Annotated in this window: 17 protein-coding genes, 1 rRNA gene and 1 pseudogene; 12 read left to right on the top strand and 7 right to left on the bottom strand. The window is 59.8% G+C overall.

Annotation, left to right across the window (positions count from 1 at the left end; all coding sequences use genetic code 11):
* Positions 1 to 6: 6 nt before the first annotated feature.
* A 5S ribosomal RNA gene (rrf, locus tag CSQ91_RS22025) occupies positions 7 to 119 on the top strand.
* A gap of 219 nt (positions 120 to 338) precedes the next feature.
* Here rrf and uraH read toward each other — a convergent pair.
* Positions 339 to 692 (bottom strand): hydroxyisourate hydrolase, encoded by a 354-nt coding sequence (uraH, locus tag CSQ91_RS22020; RefSeq protein ID WP_034785620.1) that lies wholly within the window; start codon positions 690 to 692, stop codon positions 339 to 341.
* Between the two features lie 121 nt (positions 693 to 813).
* On the opposite strand from uraH, the gene puuE reads away from it, so the two are divergent.
* The 10 genes from puuE (at position 814) to CSQ91_RS21970 (ending at position 16,698) form a co-directional block, all read left to right on the top strand.
* Positions 814 to 1,767 carry an allantoinase PuuE gene (puuE, locus tag CSQ91_RS22015; protein ID WP_099389608.1) on the top strand — a complete coding sequence of 318 codons (954 nt, stop codon included), beginning with the start codon at positions 814 to 816 and terminating at the stop codon, positions 1,765 to 1,767.
* A 99-nt stretch (positions 1,768 to 1,866) separates the two neighbouring features.
* The gene (gene xdhA, locus CSQ91_RS22010) at positions 1,867 to 3,333 is read left to right on the top strand and encodes a xanthine dehydrogenase small subunit (protein ID WP_099389607.1); all 1,467 of its coding nucleotides are present in this window, start codon (positions 1,867 to 1,869) and stop codon (positions 3,331 to 3,333) included.
* A gap of 10 nt (positions 3,334 to 3,343) precedes the next feature.
* Positions 3,344 to 5,689, top strand: a complete 2,346-nt coding sequence (gene xdhB, locus CSQ91_RS22005) for a xanthine dehydrogenase molybdopterin binding subunit (protein WP_099389606.1) — start codon at positions 3,344 to 3,346, stop codon at positions 5,687 to 5,689.
* Between the two features lie 9 nt (positions 5,690 to 5,698).
* Positions 5,699 to 6,766 carry a xanthine dehydrogenase accessory protein XdhC gene (xdhC, locus tag CSQ91_RS22000; RefSeq protein WP_099389605.1) on the top strand — a complete coding sequence of 356 codons (1,068 nt, stop codon included), beginning with the start codon at positions 5,699 to 5,701 and terminating at the stop codon, positions 6,764 to 6,766.
* 9 nt (positions 6,767 to 6,775) lie between these two features.
* Positions 6,776 to 8,092, top strand: a complete 1,317-nt coding sequence (guaD, locus tag CSQ91_RS21995; RefSeq protein ID WP_099389604.1) for a guanine deaminase — start codon at positions 6,776 to 6,778, stop codon at positions 8,090 to 8,092.
* 43 nt (positions 8,093 to 8,135) lie between these two features.
* Positions 8,136 to 9,638, top strand: coding sequence for an adenosine deaminase family protein (locus tag CSQ91_RS21990; RefSeq protein ID WP_099389603.1), 1,503 nt, complete (start codon positions 8,136 to 8,138; stop codon positions 9,636 to 9,638).
* A gap of 567 nt (positions 9,639 to 10,205) precedes the next feature.
* Complete coding sequence (locus CSQ91_RS21985; protein ID WP_257217440.1) at positions 10,206 to 12,533, top strand: TonB-dependent receptor; 2,328 nt, start codon at positions 10,206 to 10,208, stop codon at positions 12,531 to 12,533.
* A gap of 158 nt (positions 12,534 to 12,691) precedes the next feature.
* Positions 12,692 to 14,377, top strand: a complete 1,686-nt coding sequence (locus CSQ91_RS21980; protein ID WP_257217439.1) for a bifunctional metallophosphatase/5'-nucleotidase — start codon at positions 12,692 to 12,694, stop codon at positions 14,375 to 14,377.
* A gap of 18 nt (positions 14,378 to 14,395) precedes the next feature.
* Entirely contained in the window at positions 14,396 to 15,625 is a 1,230-nt protein-coding gene (locus CSQ91_RS21975) for a phospholipase D-like domain-containing protein (RefSeq protein ID WP_099389601.1), read from the top strand.
* Positions 15,626 to 15,627: 2 nt separating this feature from the next.
* Entirely contained in the window at positions 15,628 to 16,698 is a 1,071-nt protein-coding gene (locus CSQ91_RS21970) for a S1/P1 nuclease (protein ID WP_099389600.1), read from the top strand.
* Positions 16,699 to 16,733: 35 nt separating this feature from the next.
* Here CSQ91_RS21970 and CSQ91_RS21965 read toward each other — a convergent pair whose 3' ends face one another.
* Positions 16,734 to 17,498 carry a DeoR/GlpR family DNA-binding transcription regulator gene (locus tag CSQ91_RS21965; RefSeq protein ID WP_099389599.1) on the bottom strand — a complete coding sequence of 255 codons (765 nt, stop codon included), beginning with the start codon at positions 17,496 to 17,498 and terminating at the stop codon, positions 16,734 to 16,736.
* A 75-nt stretch (positions 17,499 to 17,573) separates the two neighbouring features.
* On the opposite strand from CSQ91_RS21965, the pseudogene CSQ91_RS29415 reads away from it, so the two are divergent.
* Positions 17,574 to 18,158: pseudogene (locus CSQ91_RS29415) on the top strand (NUDIX domain-containing protein); the annotation flags it as partial.
* Positions 18,159 to 18,578: 420 nt separating this feature from the next.
* On the opposite strand, the gene CSQ91_RS21955 reads toward CSQ91_RS29415, so the two are convergent.
* The 5 genes from CSQ91_RS21955 to CSQ91_RS21935 form a co-directional block, all read right to left on the bottom strand.
* Positions 18,579 to 19,550, bottom strand: a complete 972-nt coding sequence (locus CSQ91_RS21955) for an ABC transporter permease (RefSeq protein ID WP_034754516.1) — start codon at positions 19,548 to 19,550, stop codon at positions 18,579 to 18,581.
* Between the two features lie 4 nt (positions 19,551 to 19,554).
* On the bottom strand, positions 19,555 to 20,634 hold the full coding sequence (locus CSQ91_RS21950) for an ABC transporter permease (RefSeq protein ID WP_034785591.1): 1,080 nt from the start codon (positions 20,632 to 20,634) through the stop codon (positions 19,555 to 19,557).
* Positions 20,631 to 22,160: an ABC transporter ATP-binding protein gene (locus CSQ91_RS21945; RefSeq protein WP_070260161.1), complete on the bottom strand. Its 1,530-nt coding sequence runs from the start codon at positions 22,158 to 22,160 to the stop codon at positions 20,631 to 20,633. The genes CSQ91_RS21950 and CSQ91_RS21945 overlap by 4 nt, the downstream gene beginning before the upstream one ends.
* 81 nt (positions 22,161 to 22,241) lie before the next feature.
* A complete protein-coding gene (locus CSQ91_RS21940) occupies positions 22,242 to 23,237 on the bottom strand; it encodes a BMP family lipoprotein (protein ID WP_034785587.1) in 996 nt (331 codons plus the stop codon).
* A gap of 388 nt (positions 23,238 to 23,625) precedes the next feature.
* Positions 23,626 to 24,528, bottom strand: coding sequence for a LysR family transcriptional regulator (locus tag CSQ91_RS21935; RefSeq protein ID WP_034785584.1), 903 nt, complete (start codon positions 24,526 to 24,528; stop codon positions 23,626 to 23,628).
* Between the last annotated feature and the right edge of the window lie 26 nt (positions 24,529 to 24,554).

The following is a 24,554-nucleotide window of genomic DNA, read 5'->3' as shown; positions in this document are numbered from 1 at the left end:
GTTATGCCTGATGACCATAGCAAGTTGGTCCCACCCCTTCCCATCCCGAACAGGACCGTGAAACAACTTTGCGCCGATGATAGTGCTGCAACCAGTGTGAAAGTAGGTTATCGTCAGGCTTGTTATTCGTAGTAAGAAAAAACCCGATCAGCAATGGTCGGGTTTTTTTTCGTCTGGACATTGACGGGGCAACCCAACAGCAAAGGCTGGGGTCAGACCCCCTCGCGCGTTGGCGTCGAATCTGGCGTTGGCGGTGTGGAGGGTCTGACCCCGGGTGTTCGGTTCAGCAGGCGTAAAAAAAGGCAGCGCTACGCGCTGCCTTTTTTACTTAACGTCGCTTAACTCCCGCGATAAGTCGAATACGACCACGGCGATACCACCAGCGGCACGTGGTAGTTCTCGTCTGTATGCGCAATGCCGAAGGACAGGGTGACCAGGTCGATGAAGCGGGGGGAGGGCAGTTCCACGCCCTGGGCGGCGAAATAGTCTCCTGCATTGAAGACCAGTTCATACTGGCCCGCCTTCATGCTGTCGCCTTCCAGCAAGGGCGAACTGCAACGGCCATCGCTGTTCGTCATATCCATCTTCAATAACACTTTGCCTTCCGGCGCAACTGAAAACAGGGCCACCTTGACGCCGGCTCCCGGCCTGCCGTGGGCGATATCGAGTACATGCGTGCTGAGTTTTCCCATTTGCTATCCTGTATATAGGGTGAGTGAATGTGCTTATCGTGCAAATCATATACCGGTGACTGCGCCGGGCTATATGATTGGGCATATAGCCAACATTGTCCTCTTATAGGCGCGCCTCCGCATGAACAATTACGAACATTATCCACGCGACTTGATCGGCTATGGCCGCACGCCACCCCATCCGCAATGGCCGGGCAAGGCCCGCATCGCGCTGCAATTCGTCCTCAATTACGAGGAAGGGGCGGAAAACAGCGTGCTGCATGGCGATCCCGCCTCGGAAACGTTTTTGTCGGAAATGATCGGCGCAGCCGCTTTTCCCGCGCGCCACCTGAGCATGGAGTCGATTTATGAATACGGCTCGCGCGCCGGGTTGTGGCGCTTGCTGCGCATGTTCGAGGAGCGGCGCCTGCCGCTGACCGTATTTGGCGTCTCGATGGCCTTGAAGCGCAATCCGGAGGCGGTGGCGGCTTTCCAGGAACTGGGGCATGAAATCGCCTGCCATGGCTTGCGCTGGATTTCCTACCAAAACATGGACGAGGCAACGGAACGCGAACACATGCGCGAAGCCGTGCAGATCATCCGCGAATTGACGGGTTCCGCCCCGCAAGGCTGGTACACGGGGCGCGATTCTCCGAATACGCGCAAACTGGTGGTCGAGCATGGCGGTTTCCGCTACGACGCCGATTATTACGGCGATGATCTGCCATTCTGGGACAAGGTAGCGTACACGGATGCCTCCGGCATGCCTGCCGTGCAGCCGCAACTGATCGTGCCTTATACACTGGACACGAACGACATGCGCTTTGCCGCCATGCAGGGCTTTAATTCGGGCACACAGTTTTTTGATTACTTGAAGGATGCCTTCGATGTGCTGTATGCGGAAGGCGATCCGAACGGCTTGAATCAGCCGAAGATGCTGTCGGTTGGCTTGCATTGCCGCCTGGTAGGACGGCCTGGCCGCGCAGCCGCCCTGGCGCGCTTTCTCGACTATGTGCAAGGCCATGAGCATGTGTGGATCACGCGCCGCATCGATATTGCCGAACATTGGCACGCGACGCATCCCTGTGCCGTTTGATAGGTATTGATATTGGGTGATAAGTAAAATCAGTCTTTGCATATAGTTGTCCCATATGCCGGTGTTAATCTCCTATACTAGGACTATACCGAGGCCAGCATGTCAGAACCGATCCGCTTTTACTACCGTGGTGCCGTACAGGAAGTACGCAACGCCGCCCCTACGCAGACTGTGTTGCAGCACCTGCGCGAGGATTTGCATTGCACGGGCACCAAGGAAGGCTGCGCCGAAGGCGATTGCGGCGCTTGCACCGTCGTCATCGGCAGCCTGGTGGATGGGCAAATCGAGATGAAGGCCGTCAACGCCTGCATCCAGCTCACGCCTACACTCGATGGCAAGGCCCTGTTTTCCGTGGAAGACTTGCAACAGCCCGACGGCGCCCTGCACCCGGTGCAGCAGGCGATGGTCGAGTGTCACGGTTCCCAGTGCGGTTTTTGCACGCCCGGTTTTGTCATGTCCTTGTGGGGCATGTATCTGAAAAAAAACGGCGAGACACCCACGCGCGGCGAAATCGACGATACCCTGTCGGGCAATCTGTGCCGCTGCACGGGCTACCGGCCCATCATCGATGCAGCCAGACGCATGGGCGAATTGCCGCACGTCACGTTCGATCGCGATGCCGTGGCGCAGCAATTGCAGGCGTTGCAGCGCAGCAGCCTGACTACGTATGAACATGGCGGCCAGCAATTTCACGCGCCGCGCAGCATCGATGAACTGGTGGCACTGCGCGCGGCAAAGCCGCAAGCCTGCCTGCTGGCCGGTTCCACCGACGTGGGCTTGTGGGTGACCAAGCAATTGCGCGACCTGGGCGACATTATTTATTTGGGCAACGTCGCTGCGCTGAAAACCATCGTCGTGGACGATGGCAAGTTGCACATCGGCGCCGGCGCCAGCCTCAACGATGCCTATGCGGCGTTGTGCGGGCATTATCCGCAGGAATTGTCTGAACTATGGCAACGCTTTGCTTCTTTGCCGATCCGCAACGCAGGAACTTTGGGCGGCAATGTGGCCAATGGCTCGCCCATCGGCGACTCGATGCCGTGGCTGATTGCGCTGGGCAGCGAGATCGTGCTGCGCGGCCCAGGCGGTCAGCGGATCATGCCGCTGGAAAACTTCTATCTGGCTTACCAAAAGAAAGATCTGCAGCCCGGCGAGTTCGTCGAAGCCGTGCGCGTGCCCTTGCCGCGTGCTGAGGTGCAATTCCGCACGTATAAGCTGGCCAAGCGCTTCGACCAGGATATCTCGGCCGTATGCGCCGCGTTTGCCTTCCAGCTCGATGGCGAGCGCATCATCGATGCGCGCATCGCCTTTGGCGGCATGGCGGCCACGCCGCAGCGCGCCGCGCAAACGGAAGCGTTTTTGCGCGGACAAGCATGGACGGAAGACAATCTGCTCATCGCCATGCGCTTGCTGGCCGACGATTACGCGCCCCTGTCGGACATGCGCGCCTCGGATACCTACCGCATGACGACGGCGCAAAATCTGTTGCGCCGCTTCTGGCTGGAAACACGCCCCGGTGCGCCGCTGTTGCGCACTGCCGTCAACGCCTACGCTTGCCGCGCCTGAAAGGACCAGCATGAACCATCCTGCCACGCCCGAACTGCAAGCGGCCGCCTGGGCCGCCGTGGGCAAGCCCAGTCCGCATGAATCAGCGCAATTGCATGTGCTGGGGCAAGCCACATACACGGACGATATCGCCGAGTTGCAAGGCACCTTGCACGCGGCGCTGGGCCTGTCGCAAAAGCCCCATGCACGCATCAAGGCCATGGATTTGTCGGCTGTGCGCAGTGCGAACGGTGTCGCCGCCGTCTACACGGCGCAGGACATTCCCGGCACCAATGACTGCGGCCCTATCATCCATGACGATCCCATCCTGGCTGCGGAACTGGTGCAATACGTGGGCCAGCCCATCTTCATCGTGGTGGCCGATACGCACGACCATGCGCGCCGCGCCGCCCGCCTGGCGCAGGTATCGTACGAGGAATTGCCCGCGATCATGACGCCGCAAGCGGCCAAGGCCGCACAATCGTACGTGCTGCCGCCGATGCAGCTGACGCGTGGCGATTATCAGGCGGCGTTCGAGAAGGCGCCGCATGTGGCCAAGGGCCAGCTGTATGTGGGTGGCCAGGAACAGTTTTATCTGGAAGGACAGATTTCCTACGCCATTCCGAAGGAAGCGCAAGGCATGCTGGTGCTGTGTTCGACCCAGCATCCGAGCGAGATGCAGCACGTGGTGGCGCATGCGCTGGGCGTGCATTCGCACAACATCACCGTCGAATGCCGGCGCATGGGCGGCGGTTTCGGCGGCAAGGAATCGCAGTCGGCCCTGTGGGCGGCGGCCGCATCGATTGCGGCGGCCAAACTGAAGCGCCCCGTGAAACTGCGCGCCGACCGCGACGACGACATGCTGGTGACGGGCAAGCGCCACTGTTTCTACTATGAATACGAAGTGGGCTACGACGATGAGGGCAGGATACTTGCCGCCAAGGTCGACATGACCACGCGTGCCGGCTATTCGGCCGACCTGTCCGGCCCCGTCGCCACGCGCGCCGTCTGCCACTTCGACAACACATATTACCTGTCCGACGTGGATATCCGCGCCGCCTGCGGCAAGACGAACACCCAGTCGAACACGGCCTTCCGTGGCTTTGGCGGGCCACAGGGCGCCATTGCCATCGAGTATGTGATCGATGAAATCGCCCGCCATTTGCAACGCGATGCGCTCGATATCCGCCTGCTCAATTTCTATGGGCGTAACGATGGAGAAGGGCGCAATGTCACGCCGTATGGGCAGAAGATCGTCGATAACGTCATCCACGAGCTTGTCGCGGAACTCGAGGAGAGCAGCGACTACCGCGCGCGCCGCCGCGCCATCGACGCGTTCAACGAGGCCAGCCCGATCCTGAAGAAGGGCCTGGCGTTCACGCCGCTGAAATTTGGCATCGCCTTCAACGTCACGCATCTGAACCAGGCCGGTGCCTTGGTCCATGTGTATGTGGATGGCTCCGTACTGGTCAACCATGGCGGCACGGAAATGGGGCAGGGTATCAATACCAAGGTGATGCAAGTGGTGGCGCACGAACTGGGGCTGGACCTGGAGCGCGTACGGGCCACGGCCACCGATACCAGCAAGGTGGCGAACACGTCGGCCACGGCAGCGTCCACCGGCGCCGATCTGAATGGCAAGGCGGCGCAGGATGCGGCGCGGCAGATCCGTGAACGCCTGGCCGATTACGCGGTCAAACTGTACGGCGGCGACGTTGCTGCAGTGCGCTTCTTCAATAACCATATCCACGTGCATGGCCATGTCGTCGCGTTTGCCGAGCTGGTGCAGAAGGCTTATCTGGCCCGGGTGCAATTGTGGTCGGACGGCTTTTATGCCACGCCTGGCCTGTCGTGGGATGCGAAGACGATGAAGGGCCATCCGTTTTCCTACTATGCGTATGGCGCGGCCGTGGCTGAAGTGGTGGTCGATACCTTGACGGGGGAATGGAAGCTGCTGCGTGCGGACGCCTTGTACGATGCTGGTCAGTCATTGAATCCCGCGATTGATCTGGGTCAGGTGGAAGGCGCATTTATCCAGGGCATGGGTTGGCTGACGACGGAGCAGTTGTGGTGGAACGCGGCGGGCAAGCTGATGACGCACGCACCATCGACGTATAAAATTCCCGGCATTTCCGATTGCCCCGAAGATTTTCGCGTCAAGCTGTTCCAGAACCGCAACGTGGAAGACAGCATCCACCGTTCCAAAGCCGTGGGCGAACCGCCGTTGCTGCTGCCGTTCTCCGTCTTCTTTGCCATCCGCGACGCCATTTCCAGCGTGGGCCATCACGCCGTGCAGCCACCGCTGAATGCCCCCGCTACCAGCGAGGAAATCCTCAAGGCGGTCATGGCCGTGCAAGCGGCGCATGCCGGCGCCTAGGAGCAGAGGATGAGCGACTGGCTGACAGCAATCGAGAATGACACGCAGGCATCCGTGCTGGTGACGGTCGCCCTGGTGGAAGGCTCGGGGCCGCGCGAGGCGGGCGCGAAGATGCGCGTCACCCTTGAGGGCCAGGTGGACACCATCGGTGGCGGCCACTTGGAATTGCGTGCCGTGGAAATTGCCAAGACCATGCTGGCCACGGCAGATACCCATGCGCGGCTCGAACGTTTTGCGCTCGGCCCCAGCCTGGGACAATGTTGCGGTGGCGTCGTCCACCTGGCGTTCGAGTATGTCGATGCCAGCTTGAACGAATTGCTGGCCGCCTTGCGCGAACGGCGCCAGCATGACAGCTGGAAAGTCACGGCGCTTGACGGCGATGCCGCGTCGGCCTTGTTCGATGCTGCCGGTAAACTGATTGCCGGCGCGCCAAGCCAGGCACCCAATACGTTCGCGCGTGAACGCAGTACCCATGTCGCGCAGGATGGTAACGGCCGGCGCTGGCTGGTCGACCCCTGCCTGGCGCCGCGCGCGCACCTGACCTTGTTTGGTGCCGGTCACGTGGGTGCCGCCATCGTGCGCGCGCTGGCCCACTTGCCCTGCAATATCACTTGGGTCGATGAACGCGAAGACATGTTTCCCCTGCAAATGCCCGATAACGTGCGCATCGCCACCACCGACACGCCCGAGGAATTCGTTGCCATGGCGCCGCCGGGCGGCAGTTTTCTCGTCATGACGCACAGCCATGAGCTCGATCAACGCTTGACGCAAGCCATCATGGAGCGCGAGGATGCGGGCTGGTTCGGCTTGATCGGTTCGCATACGAAACGCAAGCAATTCGAGCACCGCCTGCAGGCGCGCGGCGTGCCGGACGAGCGCATTGCCGCCATGGTCTGTCCGATCGGCATGCCCGGCATCCGTAACAAGGCGCCGGCCGTGATCGCCGCTTCCGTTGCCTGTCAATTACTCATGGTGTGGGAAGAAGCGGCCGCAGCCACCCTGGCCGCACCGCTGCGGCTGGCTACTGCCAGTGCGCCACCGCGACGCGAGAAACGCGCCGCCATTCACCCGTTATAGAAAGAAGTCATGCCGATAGTTCCTGCCACATTGCAAGCTTACCGTGCCAGCTTGCTGCACTTTCACGCCGATCCCGCTTTCACCGAGGAGGCGCACGCCTGGCATGCGGATGGCTTGCTGATCGTGGCCGATGGCAAGGTCGTGGCCGCTGGCGATTATGCATCGCTGCAACCGACTTTGCCGCCAGGTACCGAGATCGTCGATTACCGCGGCAAGCTGATCGTGCCCGGCTTTATCGACACGCATCTGCATTTTCCGCAGACGGAAATGATCGCCTCGCCTGCCCCCGGTTTGCTGCCATGGCTGGAGACGTACACCTTCCCTACCGAGCGCGCGTTTGAGAATCCAGAGCATGCGCGCAACGTGGCCGAGTTTTTCCTCGATGAACTGCTGCGCTGCGGCACCACCACGGCCATGGTGTATGGCAGCGTGCATCCGCAATCGGTCGATGCCTTCTTTGGCGCCAGCGATGCGCGCGGCTTGCGCATGGTGGCGGGCAAGGTCATGATGGACCGCAACTGCCCCGAGTTCCTGCGCGACACGGCCGAGTCCGGCGCACGCGAAAGCGAAGAGCTGATCCGGCGCTGGCACAAGCACGGCCGCTCGCTGTATGCGGTCACGCCCCGTTTCGTGCCGACATCCACGAATGAACAGATGCACCTGGCGGGCGAACTGGCGCGCGCCTATCCGGATACGTATTTGCAGACCCACGTATCGGAAAACGAGGATGAATGCCGCTGGGTGCGCGAACTGCATCCACAGGCGCGCAGCTACCTCGATGTGTATGACCAGTACGGCATGCTGCGTCCGCGCGCCATGTTTGGCCACTGCATCTGGCTCGACGAGCGCGACCGCGCACGCATGGCGGAAACGTCCTCGGCGGCTGCCATTTGTCCTACGTCAAACCTGTTCCTCGGTAGCGGCCTGTTCGATTTCGAGCGGGCCGATGCGGCGAAAGTGCTGCTGTCGCTGGCGACCGATGTGGGCGGCGGCACCTCGTTCTCGATGTTGCAAACCATGAACGAAGCCTATAAAGTAGCACGCTTGAAAGGCAGCTATCTGCCCGCCTTGCGCATGTTTTACCTGGCGACCTTGGGCGCCGCGCGCGCCATGCAGCTGGAAGGCACCCTCGGCAATTTTACGGCAGGCACGGAAGCGGACTTCATCGTGCTCGACAAGCAGTCGACGCCGTTGCTCGAGCGCCGCACGGCCGGCTGTCAAAGCCTGGAGGAATTGCTGTTTGCCTTTGCGCTGCTGGGCGACGACCGCGCCGTGGCCGCCACCTATTCAGGCGGGCAATGCGTGCATGTGCGAGGGCAGGGCTGACCTACCCGTTGTTCAACACGAATTATCCTGAGCGAGAACGCGAATGCACAAGAAACTCACTAGCCTGGCGCTTGGCGCCGCGCTGGCATTGACCGGAACGGCGCAGGCCGCCAAGGCGGTAGCCGCCCCGTCTTCCAATGAAGCGGCCACCGCGCGCCATTTTGCCGCCCTGGTTGCCGGTGCGCAGCCGAAGACAGCCGAGTTGAGCCTGTTCTTTTCCATGATGCCCAAGGGCGGTGATCTGCATCACCATTACTCGGGCGCCATTTACGCCGAGCAATTCCTCGACTGGGTCGACAAGGAAAACTATTGCGTCAACAAGACGACGTACCGCATCGAAAGCAACAAGGACGTCGTGGCGGCCGAGCGCGCCAAGCCGGCCGCGCAGCGTGGATGCCTGTCATCCACGGAAGTGTTTGCCGATGCGGGCCTGTATGCGGAATTGCTGCAGCGCTGGTCGACCAAGGATTTCTATAACCATGGCGCCATCCAGACGCCGCCGGACCGTACCTTTTTTGACACCTTCGGCTACTTCGGTCCCGTGGCGTCGAGCAACACGGCTGACGGCTTGAAAACCCTGAAGCAGCGCGCCATCGCGGAAAACCTCAGCTATATCGAGACGATTTTCGAACTGTCGCCATTCGTGCAGAACGCGCAGTTTGACCAGCAGGTGCTGGCGCCGGGCTTGCAGCCGGCAGCGTTGCAAGCCGTGCTGGCCAACTGGACAGGCAGCCTGGAGCAGGATGCCAGCTTCCAGAAAAGTATCACTGCCTACAACGACAACGTCAACGCCAGCAGCGCCGGCATCGACGATGCGAACTTCACCATGCGTTACCAGGCGTATGTGCTGCGTTTCCTGTCGCCATCGCAAGTGTTCTCGTCCATGGTGGCCGCGTTCAAGGCAGCGAGCCTGAATCCGCTGCTGGTGGGCGTGAACATCGTGGGCCAGGAAAGCGTGAACGTGTCGATGCGCGACTACAGCCTGCACATGGAAATGTTCAAGTTCCTCAAGGCAAAGTATCCAAACGTCAAGATCGCACTGCACGCCGGCGAGCTGGCGCTGGGCATGGTGCCGCCGGAAGGCATGACGTTCCATATCGCCGAAGCCGTCGATGTGGCAGGCGCCGACCGTATCGGTCACGGCATGGATATCGCGTACGAAAACAATGCGCTGGCAACCATGCAGAAAATGCGCGAGCGTAACATTCCCGTGGAAGTGAACCTGACCAGCAACGATTACATTCTCGGTATCAAAGGCCAGGCGCATCCGATCACCCTGTACCGCAAGTATGGCGTGCCATTCGTGATTTCCACCGATGACGCGGGCGTCTCGCGCAATACCTTGTCGAATGAATACGTGCTGTTTGCCAGCCAGTACAAGACGGATTATGCGGAAATCAAAAAGCTGTCCTACAACAGCCTGCGCTATTCCTTCTTGGCGGAAGCGGACAAGCAACGTTTGCTGAAAGCGCTCGATGCCCGTTTCACCCGTTTCGAAGCCTTGATCGCAAATAGTGATCGCAAAGCAACTGTTGTAAAACCGTAAAAGTATTTCACCTCTCTTCCTTGCCACGCGACCGCGACTAGCGGTCGCGTAACCTCCTGTTCTTCATAGTTACAAAACCCTCCTTTTATCCTTTTTGTTGTGCCTTTACGACAAAAAATGATGCGCTAGTAGTGCTTTCTTGCAATTATTTTCTGAAACAATTTCCAAGTCTTGCCGCTCATCTATAATTTCGCCCCGATGAGGTGAGCTTGCTCGGTTGATACAAAAAATGCGGCTTCCAGCGGTGATTTATATTTTTTATATATAAATTATTAAAAAAAAACGTATTTGTCAGCCTACAGACCTTAATGCATAGTTGGACGGCGAAGAATTGAATAAGTCATTTTTGATATCGCTTTTGTGACAATTCAGGATGTCTAGCGGCTCCTGTCACATTGCGGTCATATCCGTGTAACGGATTTGAAATATTCGATCTTTATACTGCCGTGTCTAGTTGGATAGTTTCCGTGTTTCACCACAATATAAGCAAGTCAAAATCTTGTAAGTTACAACACACTCTAGGGGGTTCAAATGCAGTTCATTCAACAACCAAAATTGCGACTAAGTATGATCGCAGTGGCATGCCAATTGGCTTGCTTCGGCATCTCCACTGCGCATGCGCAAACCGACGGCGAAGCCGCAAAAGTGGTCATTACCGCGAAAAAAACCGGTATGGGCCTGATGGTGACGGAAGATGCCCCAAAGGCACGCAGCACGATTACGGCAGAAGAACTGGAAAAGCAACGTCCAACGGGCAATGCGTACGAAGCCCTGGAAATGTTGCCAGCTGTTAATAGCTACAACTACGATGCAACTGGCCTGTTCGGCGGCGGCCTGACACTGCGCGGCTTTAACTCCGACCAGATCGGCGCCACGATCAACGGCGTGCCGGTGAATGACTCCGGTAGTTTTGCCATCTACCCACAAGAATATGTTGACCAGGAAAATACCTGCTCGCAAACCGTGACCCAGGGTTCGACCGATGCCGATTCGCCACAAGTGGGCGCCACCGGCGGCAACTTCGGTATCAACACCTGCAATCCTGAAGACAAGCACCGCCTGCGCATGATGCAGACCATCGGTCAACTGAACATGAAGAAAACCTTCGTGCGCGTCGACACCGGCCTGTTCTCGGACAAACGCACCAAGATGTTCGTGTCCGCTTCGCATGCTGAAGCCGACAAATGGAAAGGCAAGGGCGGCGCCAAGCGCGACCATATCGATGCCGGCATCAACTACGACTGGGATCGTTTCAACTATATTCACGCCACCTTGCTGTACAACGAGGCGATGAACAACAACATCAATAACCTGACCTTGGCTGAAATCAACAAGAACGGTTATAACTTCGACTATGCCGATACTTTCCAAGGCCATTTGACCCCGGTAAAAGGTGGTTTGCCGCAAGTTGAAAAAACCCAGTCCCCAGCCTTTTACAAGCTGGGCATCAATCCGTTCAAGAATGCCATCGCATCGGCAACGGCCAAGTTCCGCCTGAACGAGAACCTGGACCTGAAAGTACTGCCATACATCTGGTACGGCTATGGTAACGGCGGCGTGCAACAGCGCGCCCAGTCGGAAAAAGCTTTCTATGACGCAGCCACTGGCATGCGTAATGGCACCGTGGACTTGAACGGCGACGGCGACACGATCGACACCGTTCTGGTCGCTAACGCCAGCGTCACCAAGACCTTCCGCCCAGGCGTGACCGCGTCGCTGAACTGGTCGTCCGGTAACCACGATGTGCTCGGTGGCTTCTGGTACGAGCGCGCTCGCCATCAGCAAACGGGCCCGATGCTGGCATTGAGCAATGATGGTATCTCGCAAGATCCTTGGCTGCAAAACGGCCAGATCCTGCGTCCGGATGGCACGCCAGCGCAAAGCCGTAACTGGATGTCGATTTCGACCGCTTATCAGTTCTTCCTGCAAGACACGATCAGCCTGAACGATGACAAGCTGAAGATCAATATCGGCGTACGTAGCCCGAACGTGAAGCGTGACTTCACCAACTACGGCGACGAAAACAACAACGTCAAGCCGTACAACCTGATCAAGAAATACAACACCCTGCTGCCGCAACTGGGTGCCCGTTACCGCATCACCAACGACGATCAATTGTTCATTTCGGTCGCCAAGAACGTCAAAGCACCACCTAACTTCGTGTTCGGCAACATCGGCACCAGCGTGAAAGTGGTCAATGGCGTTGCCAACTTTGTTGGTGATGTGAAACAAGAATCGTCGTGGAATACCGATATCGGCTATCGCCACCAGGATGACAAGTTCATCGCTTCGGTGACGGCGTTCTTCGTCGACTTCAAGGACCGCCAGGCAACCACCTTCGATCCAATCACGCAGTCGAGCAGCTACACCAACGTGGGCCGCGTCAGCAACAAGGGTCTGGAATTTGAAATCGGCAATACGCCGATCAATGGCTGGGCAATGTACGGTTCGCTGGGTTTCAATAACAGCAAAATCAAGGACGACATGCTGTCCGCGACGAATGTGTACCTGCCGACTGCTGGCAAGGAAATGATCAACACGCCGAAGAAGAAAGCCGGCCTGTCGATCGAGTACCAGAATGGTTCGTTCTGGACCCGCGTGAAAGCGCGCGCCACCGGCCAGCAGCAAGCATCGATGGTCAATGATGAAACGGCACCAGGCTACACCACCTTCGGTATCGATGGCGGCTACACCTTTGCCAACTTCGGTTACATCAAGCGTCCCAAGCTGACATTTAACCTGAGCAACATCACGGACAAGCAGTACCGCAATCCGTCCTCGACCACCGTCAAGAACACCCAGCCTATCGCTGGTGTGACGACGTCGGTTGATACCCAGCGTTACTACCTGGGTGCACCACGCTTCGTATCGGTCACCCTGTCGATCGATATCTAATCGACGCTGACGCGCAGCCTGCAGGCCAGGCTGCGCGCGATGTGTTGCAACGGGCCTCAGGGCCCGTTTTTCTTTTCTGGCGGCGTTGTGCAGCCGGACCTTGTTTAACCCGTTTGCGCAATGCCGTACCCCGGCCATTGCGCTATGCTGCGAAGCCTATGAAAACACTGCCCTTATCCCTGATCGCGGTGGCCATCGCCGCCGCCATGACCGGTTGCGCCACCCATCCCGTGGCGCCCGTCGATATCAACCTGGTTGCCCTGAACGATTTTCACGGCAATCTCGACCGCAGCAAATTTACCTACACGAGCGTTGCCGATGCCGAGCGCAAGACGGTGCAGGCCGGCGGCATCGATACCTTGTCCGGCGCATTGACGGCGTGGCGGCGCGAAGATGCGCAGCTGATCTTTGTCGGCAATGGCGACCTGGTCGGCGCCAGCCCCGCCATGTCGGCGCTGTGGGCGGACGAGCCGAGCATCGTCGCCATGAACATGCTGGGCATGAAGGCCAGTTCCGTCGGCAACCATGAATTTGACCAGGGCAAGGCGGAATTGCTGCGCCAGCAGCGCGGCGGCTGTGAATCATCGCGCGCCGACAAGGCTTGCAAATTCACGCCCGACTTCAAGGGCGCCAGCTACACCTATATGGCGGCCAATGTCATCGACACGCAAACGGGCAAGCCCCTGCTGCCCGCCTACCGCATCGAAGAGGCGCATGGCGTCAAGGTGGGCCTGATCGGCGCCGTGCTGAAGGATACGCCGTCCGTGGTGACGGCCGCCGGCATTGCCGGCCTGCAGTTTGGCGATGAAGCGGACGCCATCAACGCCACCTTGCCGCAACTGCGCGCGCAGGGCGTGGGCGTGTTCGTCGTGCTGCTGCACCAGGGCGGCGAGACCAAGGAAGCCGTCGACCAGCCCGATTGCAGCCACCTGAAGGGCGAAGTGGTCGACGTGGTGAAACGCCTCGACCCGGCCATCGGGCTGGTCATCAGCGGCCATTCGCACCAGGGTTATCTGTGCCGTGTCGATGGCCGCCTGGTGACGCAGGCGCAGATGGGCGGACACATGCTGACGCGCATCAAGCTCAAGGTCGATCCCGTCAAGAATGCGCTGATCGATGCCAGCGCGCAAAACGTCGTCATGCTGCCAGGCATGTATGAGCCGGACCCGGCCGTGGCAGCCTACCTGGAGTCGGTCAAGCAGCGCAGTGCGGCCGAATTGTCGCGTCCTGTGGCCAGTATTGCCGTGCCGAACGTGGGCCGCAGCACCAAGGGCGGCGGCGCTTCCCCGCTGGGTGACCTGGTGGCCGACAGCACCCTGTTCGGCGCGCGCGCTGCCGGTGCGCAAATTGGCCTGATGAACAATGGCGGCATCCGCAAGGACCTGGAAGCGGGCGCCGACCTGATGACGAACGTGGGCCAGAACCAGGCAGTTGTACCATTCGGCAATACCCTGATCGTCGTGAGTCTTTCCGGCGCGCAAATCCGTACCTTGCTCGAGCAGCAATGGCCGGGCGAAGAGGCAGGCGAGGGCAACCTGTTGCAAGTGTCCGAAGGTTTTAGTTACCGCTGGGACAGCACGCGGCCGCAGGGCCAGCGCGTGCTGCCGGGCAGCATCATGCTGAATGGCAGCCCTCTTGAAGACAATCAACAATACCGTGTCGCCGCCAACAGTTTCCTGGCCGGTGGCGGCGATCGCTTCACGGTGCTGGCGGCCGGTACGCGCCGCCTGGACACGGGCGTGCGCGACATCGACGCCTTCAGCAATTACCTGATCGACCGCGCGCGCGTCGGCAAACCGGCTGGCAGCGCCACGGCGGCCGGCCGCATCGTGCGCGTCCAATAATCTTTACAAGGAAAAACCATGCGTCGTTTATTTGTTTCCCTGCTCGTCACTACCCTGTTCGCGGGCACGGCCCACGCCGATTTCACCATTCCCGGCTTTGAGCTGGTGCACACTTCGCCCGTGGAAACGAGCTTGACGAATCCCGACCTGCGCGAACCCGTCGCCGTGTGGAGCGAGCTGTTTGATTCGGCCAAGAAAGAAATCGTCATCGCCCAGTTCTACGCCGTCAGCAAGCCGGGCACGGCTTTTGAAAAGGTGCTGGCCAGCCTGACGGCCGCCGGCCAGCGCGGCGTGAAGATCCGTTTCCTGCTGGACCAGAAGGGTGTGGGCCTGTCGGAAGCGGCCACCATCGCCCGGATCAAGGCGATTCCGAACCTGGACTTGCGCCTCATTGACTTCAATAAAATCACGGGCAACGGCATCGTGCATGCGAAATACCTGGCCGTCGATGGCCAGGTGGCGTACATCGGCAGCCAGAATTTCGACTGGCGCTCGTTCGAGCACATCCATGAGACGGGCTTGAAGATCACGGATCCGGCCATGGTGAGCCAGGTGCAAGCGATTTTCGAGCAGGATTGGCAGGCGCAGGCATTGACGTCGCAAGGCAGCCGCGCCACGGTGCTCAACAGCAAAGTGGTGCCGGCCAATTACGCGCAAAACGCTTTCCTGCTGGCCAGCCCGAATGCCTACAACCCGGCCGGCGTGGGCGACTCGGAAACAGGCTTGCCCGCCTTGCTGGCGGAAGCGAAAAGCGAAGTGCGCATCCAGCTGCTCGACTATGCGCCGCTGTCCTACGGCCCGAACCGCACGCGTCCGTACTACGCCGTGATCGACAACGCCGTGCGCACAGCCGCCCAGCGCGGCGTGAAAATCAAGCTGATGGTGTCCGCCTGGAATACGGAAGCGCCGGCCATCGCCTACCTGAAAAGCCTGGCCCTGGTGCCGAACGTGGAAATCCGCATCGTGACGATTCCCACGGCGTCGACGGGTTTTATCCCGTTCGCGCGCGTGATCCACAGCAAGACCATGAGTATCGACGGCAAGCTGGCCTGGGTCGGCACGAGCAACTGGGCGGGCGGTTATTTCGACTTGTCGCGCAACCTGGAAGTGGTGCTGCGCAACGAACAGATGGCGCAGCGCATTGCCGCGCTGCATGAGCAGACGTGGAGCTCGGCGTATGCGCAGCCCATCGACATCAACAAGCAGTATCCGAAACCGGCCAAGGCCGCGCCGCAAGGCAAGGAGTGAACATGAAAAAATTACTGTGCGTGCTGGCGCTGGGTGCCGCTTTCGCTTCCGGCAATGTGCTGGCGTGGGGCAATGACGGCCACCGCGCCGTTGGCGCCATCGCCGATCAATTGCTCAAGGGTAGCGCCGCCCAGGCACAGGTGGCCAAGTTGCTGTTGCCTGGCGAAAGCCTGGAAAAGATCGCCAACTGGCCCGATTGCGTGAAGGGCACGTATTGCGGTCCGCAATCGCCGGAAATGCTGAGCTATGTGGCGGCGAATCCGAAACATGGCGAATACCATTACACGAATGTGCCGTTTCAGAACGCGCACTACCATGACCATGGCGTAGGCACGGCCGACGACGATATCGTGCAAACGCTCAAGCAGGCGATCCTGGTGTTGCAAGGCAAGGCTGAAGCGGCCAGCAATCCGCACGGCTTCAGCCAGCGCGAAGCCCTGATCCTGATCACGCACCTGGTAGGCGATATCCATCAGCCACTGCATGTTGGCAATGCGTTTCTCGGCAAGGATGGTCAGTTCTTTGTGCCCGCCACGCAGGCGCAGATCGACGACATCGCCATTTTCAATGCACGTGGCGGCAACGATTTGCTGCTCGACGATGCGAAGATGACTGCGCTGTCCGATGCCGTGATTCCCGCGCCGCTGCCGGCGGAAGAGGGCACGGCCAAGCCAGCCAGTGCGTATCCGAAGTCGCCCACCAAGCCCCTGCATTCGTACTGGGACACGACCGTCGTCGATTACGCCATGCGCCGCCTGAGCACGCGCACGCCGCAGCAGTTCGCCCGCACCGTGATCGCCAGCGCGCCTGTGGTGAGCGCCAATAGCGGCGACCCCGCCACCTGGCCGTATCAGTGGGCCGATGCCTCGCTGGCGGCGTCAAAGATTGCCTTCATGGACGTGGTGGCCGGCCCTGCCGCGCAGCAGACCAGCCGCAAGGGCGAGGTCTATAACGTCTGGACCTTGACGGTACCCGATAACTATCCGGTGCCCAGCTCGGCGCTGGCGAAGCAGCAGCTGATCGAGGGCGGCTATCACCTGGCGGCCGTGCTGCAGGCGATCTGGCCGAAGTAAGATGACATTCGAAAGCGGCCTGCGGGCCGCTTTTTTCATGCCAGGATGACGGCGATTCCCATCTCGCGGTAGGGTGCGACCAGCGCGTCGTCCACGTCGCGGTGCACGATGATGTCGTTGACCTGGCTCAAGGGCGCGACCTGGAACGGCGAGGCCGTATTGAACTTTTCCGGCGAAGCCAGCACGACAGTGCGACTTGACGCCGCGCTCAGTGCGCGCTTCACGCATGCTTCCTCATAATCGCCGGTGGTGATGCCCGCTTGCGGATGCAGGCTGGACACGCCCATGAAATACAGGTCGGCGCGGATGCGGCCGATGGCTTCCACGGTCGCCGCGCCGACGCCCACGATCGAGTGCTTGTACAGGCGCCCGCCCAGCATCAGCACTTCGATCGATGGGTGATTCACCAGTTCGACGGCAATCGACGGGCTGTGCGTGACGATGGTGGCGCGCAAGTCGCGCGGCAGCTGGCGCGCCAGCTGCACGGCGGTCGTGCCGCCATCGAGGAATACCACTTGTCCCGTTTGTATCATGGCGCCCGCCGCGCGGCCGATGGCGGGCTTGGCTTCCAGCGAAATCTGTTCGCGTCCGGCAAACGGCGCCAGCGCGGGCGAGCGCGGCAGCAAGGGCAGGGCGCCGCCGTGCACGCGCTCCAATAGTCCTTCTTTTGCCAGCTCGCGCAGGTCGCGCCGTATCGTGTCTTCCGACAAGCCCAGGCTATCGCTGACGGCCTTGGCGACGATCTGTCCTTCGCGCTGGAGCAAATCCAGCAGATATTGTTTGCGTTGATGTGTCAGCATGGTTTTTCTTGTTAATTCTTGATATTGCACGAGTTTGCATGATAAAGTCGGAAAATACAAGCACAAGGAGACGATATGCGCGAAGACAATTTGGGGCAGGAGAGGGTACGCATCCAGCAGGTGCAGACCCTGTCGCACGACTGGTATCTATTGCAAAAGACCACGTTCGACTATCTGCGCCACGATGGCGAATGGCAGACGCAGACGCGGGAAACCTATGACCGCGGCGATGGCGCCACCATCCTGCTTTACAACAAGGTAAAACGCACGGTGATTTTGATCCGCCAGTTCCGTTTTCCCACCTACCGCGAAGGCCATGATGGTTTCCTCATCGAATCAGCGGCCGGCTTGCTGGAAGAAGCCAGTGCGGAACAGCGCATCCGCGCCGAGGTGGAAGAGGAAACCGGTTACCGGGTGGGGCAGGTGCAAAAGATATTCCAGGCCTTCATGAGTCCCGGCTCCGTGACGGAACGCCTGCATTTCTTTGTCGCCGAATATGATCCGGCCAGCCGCATCGGCGACGGCGGTGGCCTGGCGCACGAGGGCGAGGATATCGAAGTGCTGGAACTGCCCCTGGCGCAGGCGCTGCAGATGGTGGCCGATGGGCGCATCTGCGACGGCAAGACCATCATGCTGCTGCAGCATGCGCAATTGCAACTGATGCCGGTGAATCAGGGCATGCAGATACTGATTGCCGGCCCCTACCGTTCAGGCACGGGTGACGATCCGCTCTTGATGCAGAACAATGTGGACGCGATGCAAGCCGTTTGCCTGCCCCTGTATGCCAAGGGACACATGCCCGTGCTCGGTGAATGGCTGGCCTTGCCCATGCTGGCGCTGGCCGGTTCCACCCGGGTAGGCGACGCCGTGTACGAGGCATTGTTCCACGCGCATGCGACGCGTTTATTGAGCCATTGCGATGCCGTGCTGCGTCTCGGTGGCGCATCGGCTGGGGCGGACCAGATGGTGGCGGTGGCGCGCAGCCTGGGTCTGCCTGTGTTTTTCTCGCTGGATGAGATTTCGCAGGCGTAAAAAAAGCGAAGCCCGCGGGCTTCGCTTTTGTCATGCGCTCGTTGAAATTTAACGCGATTTGACGAACGGGATACCAATGGCTTTTGGCGCGATGGATTTCGCCATCAAGCCCGCCAGCACGATCACGGTGACGACGTACGGCACCATCTGGATCAGCGAGCCGGGGATGCGGCCCACGACGGGCAAGTCCACGCCTTCAATCTGGATCTGGATGGCGGCAAAGAAGCCGAACATCAGGCAGCCGAGGAAGGTGTAGACGGGACGCCAGTTGCCGAACACCATGGCCGTCAGGGCCAGGTAGCCGGCGCCGGCCGACATGTCGCGCAAGAAGAAGCCGCTTTGCACGATGGCCAGGTAGGCGCCCGAGAACGAGCACAGGATGCCGGCCACCAGCATGGCCAGGTAGCGTGTCGCTTCCACGCTCACGCCGGCCGAATCGGCCGCGTGCGGGTTTTCGCCGCAGGCGCGCAGGCGCAGGCCGAAGCGCGTGTGGTACAGCAGCCAGTGCACGAGCGGGATCAGCAGGAACGCCACGTAGACGAGGATGGAATGGCCGCCGATCAGGTGGGCATATACCCAGCCGATGAAGGGAATGTGCTCCACGTACTGTGTGCCCGGCAAGACCACGTCGAACAGCCGCGCCGAACCGAGGTCGGGCGTGCGGCCGCCCTGCTGGAAGAAGAACTGCGCCAGCACGAACGTCAGTCCGCTCATGGCGATGTTGATCGCCATGCCGGCCACCAACTGGTTGCCCTTTTGCGTGATGCTGACATACGCTTGCAGCAGGGCCAGGGCGACGCACACGAGCATGCCGGCAGCCATGCCGTAATACGGGTTTTGCGTCGTGTAGGCCACAGCGGCGGAAGCGAAGGCGCTGGCCAGGATCTTGCCTTCCAGGCCGATGTCGATCATGCCGCTGCGTTCGGCAAACAGGCCGGCCATGGCGGCAAAGATCAGGACGGGCGCATTGCGCACGGTCGATACCAGGATGCTGGCGAATTGAAAGTCGTCGAGTGTCATGGTGTTAGCCTTTGGTGCGCTTGAGCAGGGCGGAAATGGCCGGTGCGTAGAAGTTTTCCATGGCGCCGCAGAACAGGATGATCAAGCCCTGGATGAAAATGAAAGTTTCCGTCGGGATATTCGGTTTTTCCAGCGACAGGTCGAAGCCACCCTGGATCAGCGCACCGAACAGCACGGCCGACAAAAAGATGCCGACCGGATGCTGGCGGCCCATCAGGGCGATGGCGATGCCGATGAAGCCGGCGCCGCCGACGAAATTGAGCGACAGATAATGCGTCGAACCCATGATGGAATTGACGGAACCGAGGCCCGCCAGCGCGCCGGAGATCAGCATGACGATGATGATCATCTTGCTGATCGACACGCCCGCATAGTGGGCCGCATGCTTGTTCAAGCCCGTGGCGCGCAGCTTGAAGCCCCACGACGAGCGCCACACCATCACGCCATAGATCACCAGCGCGGCGATCGCCAGAATAAAACTGATGTTCAGCGGCGTGTCGCCCAGCGACGGGAACCAGGTGGAGAGGCGCGGCATTTCGCCGCTTTCCGCAAACACGCGGCTGGCCGTGTTCTGCTCGCCAGGCGGGATCAGGTATTTCACGATCACGAAGTTCATCAGGCTGGCGGCGATGAAGTTGAACATGATGGTGGTGACGACGATGTGGCTGCCGCGCTTCGCTTGCAGGTAGCCGGGCAGGAAGCCCCACAGCGCGCCAAACAGGGCCGCGCCGATCATGGCGGCTGGAATCAGGAGCCATGCGGGCAGGGTCTGGTCGAAGGCCAGCATGGCCACCGTCAAGCCCAGGCCGCCGATGTACATCTGGCCTTCGGAACCGATATTGAACAGCCCGGCCTGCATCGCCACGGACACCGACAGGCCCGTGAAAATAAAGGTGCTGGCGTAGAACAGGGTGTAGCTCAAGCCTTCCGGATTGAGGACGGCGCTGTTGACGAGGATACCCAGCGATTCGGCGGGATCTTCTCCCAGCATATAAATCACCAGGGCTGCGACCAGCAAGGCCGACAGCAGGTTTAACATGGGCATGACAAAGGCTGTCGCCCAGCGTGGCAAGTCGTTATTCATGATTTATGCATTCCCCCCATCAACAGACCGATGCGGGTGGTATCGAATTCTTCAATTTTCAGTTCGCCGGTGATGCGTCCGCCGCACATGACGAGGATGCGGTCGGCCAGCGCCCGCACCTCCTCCAGTTCAACGGACACCAGCAGGATCGCCACGCCCGCGTCGCGCAGGGCCAGCAATTGCGTATGGATGCTTTCGATGGTGCCGATGTCGACGCCGCGCGTAGGCTGGCCCACCAGCATCAGTTTCGGCTTGGCCAGCACTTCGCGCGCGATCACCACCTTTTGCTGGTTACCGCCCGACAGCAGGCCGATGCGCAGGTCCGGATTGGCCGGGCGCACGTCGAAAGTCTTCAGCAGTTCCGCGCAGCGGGCGCCGATGGCCTTGAAGTTGAACAGGCCCCAGCGGTTTTTCAGGTGATCCTGGTAGCCGAGGATGGTGTTTTGCATGACGGAGAAATTTTTCACCACGCCATCGCGCAAGCGGTCTTCCGGAATGTGGGCGATGCCCAGCTCGCGGAAGGCCAGCGGCAAGCCGTCGGCATCGTGGCGCTTGGCAAACGGCAAGTCCTTGTCGAGAAAACGCAGCTTGCCCGAGGTGGGCAAACGCATGCCCGACAGAATTTCCAGCAGCTCGCTCTGGCCATTGCCGGAAACGCCCGCGATGGCGACGATTTCGCCGGCGCGCAAGTTGAAACCAATGTCGGCCAGCAGTTTGACCTGTTGCTCGTCGGCCAGTTGCAGACCGTCCACTTCCAGCACCGTGGCGCCCGGATTGTATGGGGCACGCGGCAAGTGGCTCTGGATGGGGCGGCCGACCATCATGTTGGCCAGTTCCTCTTTCGAGGTAGTTGCCGTGGCAACGGCGCCCACCACCGTGCCGCCGCGCATGACGGTGACGTTGTCGGTGATTTCCAGGATCTCTTGCAGCTTGTGCGTGATCAGGATGATGGTCTTGCCCTGTTCCTTGAACAAGCGCAGGATTTCAAACAGCGAGGCCGTTTCCTGGGCCGTCAGCACGGCCGTCGGCTCGTCGAGGATCAGGATATTGGCGCTGCGGTAAATCTGCTTGAGGATTTCCACGCGCTGCTGCGCGCCGACTGACAGGTCTTCGATCTTCGCCAGCGGGTCGACGTCGAGGCGGTAGCGCGCGCAAATCTCGCGCAGCTTGGCTTCCGCTTCCGTGCGGTGGCTGGCCAGGCGAAAGCCGCCTTCCGTGCCCAGCATGATATTGTCGAGGACGGTGAAGTTCTCGACGAGCATGAAATGCTGGTGCACCATGCCAATGCCGAGGTTGATTGCTTCCTGGCTGTTGCGGATAGGCTGTACTTTTCCGTCGAGTAGGATTTCTCCGCCGTCGGCACGGTAATACCCGTACAGGATGCTCATCAAGGTCGATTTGCCTGCGCCATTTTCCCCCACCAGGCCATGGATACTGCCCTTGGCGATGGAGAAGCTGACGTCGGCGTTCGCCTTCACATGTCCAAACTGCTTGGAAATGCTGCGAAATTCTACTGCTGGCTGCATAGGTTCATAACTGGATAGTTTCATGGAAACGCGCCGCGCGGAGACTGGCCCCGGCGGCGCGCTAAAAGATACGGAGAAAAATTAAACCGGGCAGCTGCTGCCGACGCGGTAATCGATCACTTTGATCTTGCCATCGATAATGTCCTTACGCGCACCCAACACGCGCTTTTCGATTTCCGGCGTGATCAGCTTGCGGTTGTTCGCGTCGAGCGCCCAATCCACGCCGCCTTCTTTCAAGCCTTTATAGCTGACGCCGCCCTTCCAGGTGCCGTCCTTGACTTGCATGAAGCTGTCGTAGACCGTGTTGTCGACGCGCTTGACCATCGAGGTCAGGATGCTGCCTGGATACAGATGATTCTGGTTCGAATCGACGCCGATGGCCAGCTTGCCTTTTTCCTTGGCCATTTGCAGGGTGCCCATGCCGCTGCCGCCAGCGACGGCGAAGACGACATCGACGCCGCGCTCGAATTGCGAGCGGGCCAGTTCGCCACCCTTGGCCGGGTCATTCCAGGCGCCGGACGTGGTGCCGACCATGTTTTGCGTGATTTCCATCTTCGGATTGACGGCCTTCGCGCCTTGCGCGTAGCCGCAGGCGAAGTTGCGGATCAGTGGAATATCGATGCCGCCGATGAAGCCGACTTTCTTGCTCTTGCTGGCCATGGCCGCTGCCACGCCCACCAGGTAGGAACCTTCTTCTTCCTTGAAGACGACGGAATTGACGTTGCTGCCGGCGGCCTGGCCGTCGATCAGCACGAATTTTACGTTCGGGAATTCCTTGGCGACCTTTTGCACGGCTTGCGTTTGCGCAAAGCCGATGGCGGCGATCATGTCGAGTTTCTTGCGGGCCAGGCCACGCATGACTTGTTCCGCCTGCGTATCGCTCGATGCCTGCACTTCGATGAAGGAAATGCCCGTGTCTTTTTTGAAGCGCGATGCGCCTTCGAAAGCGGATTGGTTGAACGACTTGTCGAACTTGCCGCCCGCGTCATACACGACACCCAGTTTTGGGGTAGCCGCGGACGCTTGAGCAGTCAGAAATACGGCTGCGATCGTCAAACTAAATTGTGTAAGTTTCATGAATTGGCTCCTGGAAGATCGATATTGTATATTTTTTATAGGTGAAACATATAATTTGGGGCCGATTTAGCCTGTTTTTGATGCACGAGGTGATAATTCCTTATCAACATTGCACTGTATTGCACAAGATCATTGCTGGCCTCGTGTGCTTTTATGTCGTCAGTGTGATGCTCATGCAACAGTCGCGCCCCGTCTCTTTTATAGGTACAACATCGAATGGGGCTGCCGGAGCGGGCTGGGATGCGCCGTCAGTTGACGGGCAGGGCAAGCACGGGACCGGCGCCGCGATGGGCGTCCGAATCACTATGCATCATGCCAGATATGTATGACAAATACGTTTTTGTTTATGTATTTATACGCAGTGCATATAAATAGGTGGTGCCGCAGCTTAGACGGCCGGGGGATTGAGGATATTCAGGAAGGCCCGTACGACGGGAGCGTCGTCCAGCGTGGTGTAGCTGATGTACAGGTTGGCCGATGGGGGATTCGTCTTGATCGGCAGAAACACGACGCCGGGCCAGCCGATGCGGCTTGTCGTTTCCGGCACCAGGGTCACGCCCAGGCCTGCGCCGACCATGGCCAGCAGGGTTTGCGGCTCGCTCGCTTCCTGGAAGATTACCGGTTCGAAACCGGCATTGATGCAGCATTGCACCAGGTAGCGGGGAAACGCGGATTTATCGAGGTTCAGGGTGAGCATCGGCTCGTGGGCGATGTCGATCAGCTCGATCGCCGTGTTTTTCGCCAGCGGATGGTGTTCATTGACGGCCACGCAGACATTTTCGCGGAAGCACAGTTCCTGGCGCAGATTATCGTGACGCAAGTCGTCGTCGTTGAGCTTGGGTTCGCGCCAGAAGCCCACGTCGATCTGCTTGGCGCGCAAGGCTTCGTATTGCACCGTGGGACCGAATTCATGGATGGTCCAGGTGACGCGGGGAAATTTGGTCTGGAATTCTTCCAGCAGGCTGGGGATGGGGCCCCACATGGCCGAGCCGACGATGCCCACGCGCAAGCGGCCCACTTCGCCGCGGTCGATCTGGCGGATGGTGTCGATGGTCATGCGCATCTTGGCCAGCAGGTCGGCCGCCTCGTTCATCAGCGCCTTGCCCGCCACGGTCAGCTCGAACGTGCGCGTGGTGCGGGCAAACAGGCGCACGCCCAGTTCGCTTTCCAGTTTCATGATCTGCTGGCTCAGGGGCGGCTGCGAGATATGCAGGCGCTCGGCGGCGCGGCTGAAGCTTTTCTCCTCGGCAACGGCAAGAAAATACTTTAACTGTTTCAGATCGATGGACATGCTTTCCTTGGCGTTGCGTGTTGCTA

Origin of the sequence: Janthinobacterium sp. BJB301, assembly GCF_002735685.1 — a bacterium.
Lineage (GTDB): Bacteria > Pseudomonadota > Gammaproteobacteria > Burkholderiales > Burkholderiaceae_D > Janthinobacterium > Janthinobacterium lividum.
Note: the sequence above shows the minus strand (reverse complement) of the source record. Positions and strands in the feature narration are given on the sequence as shown.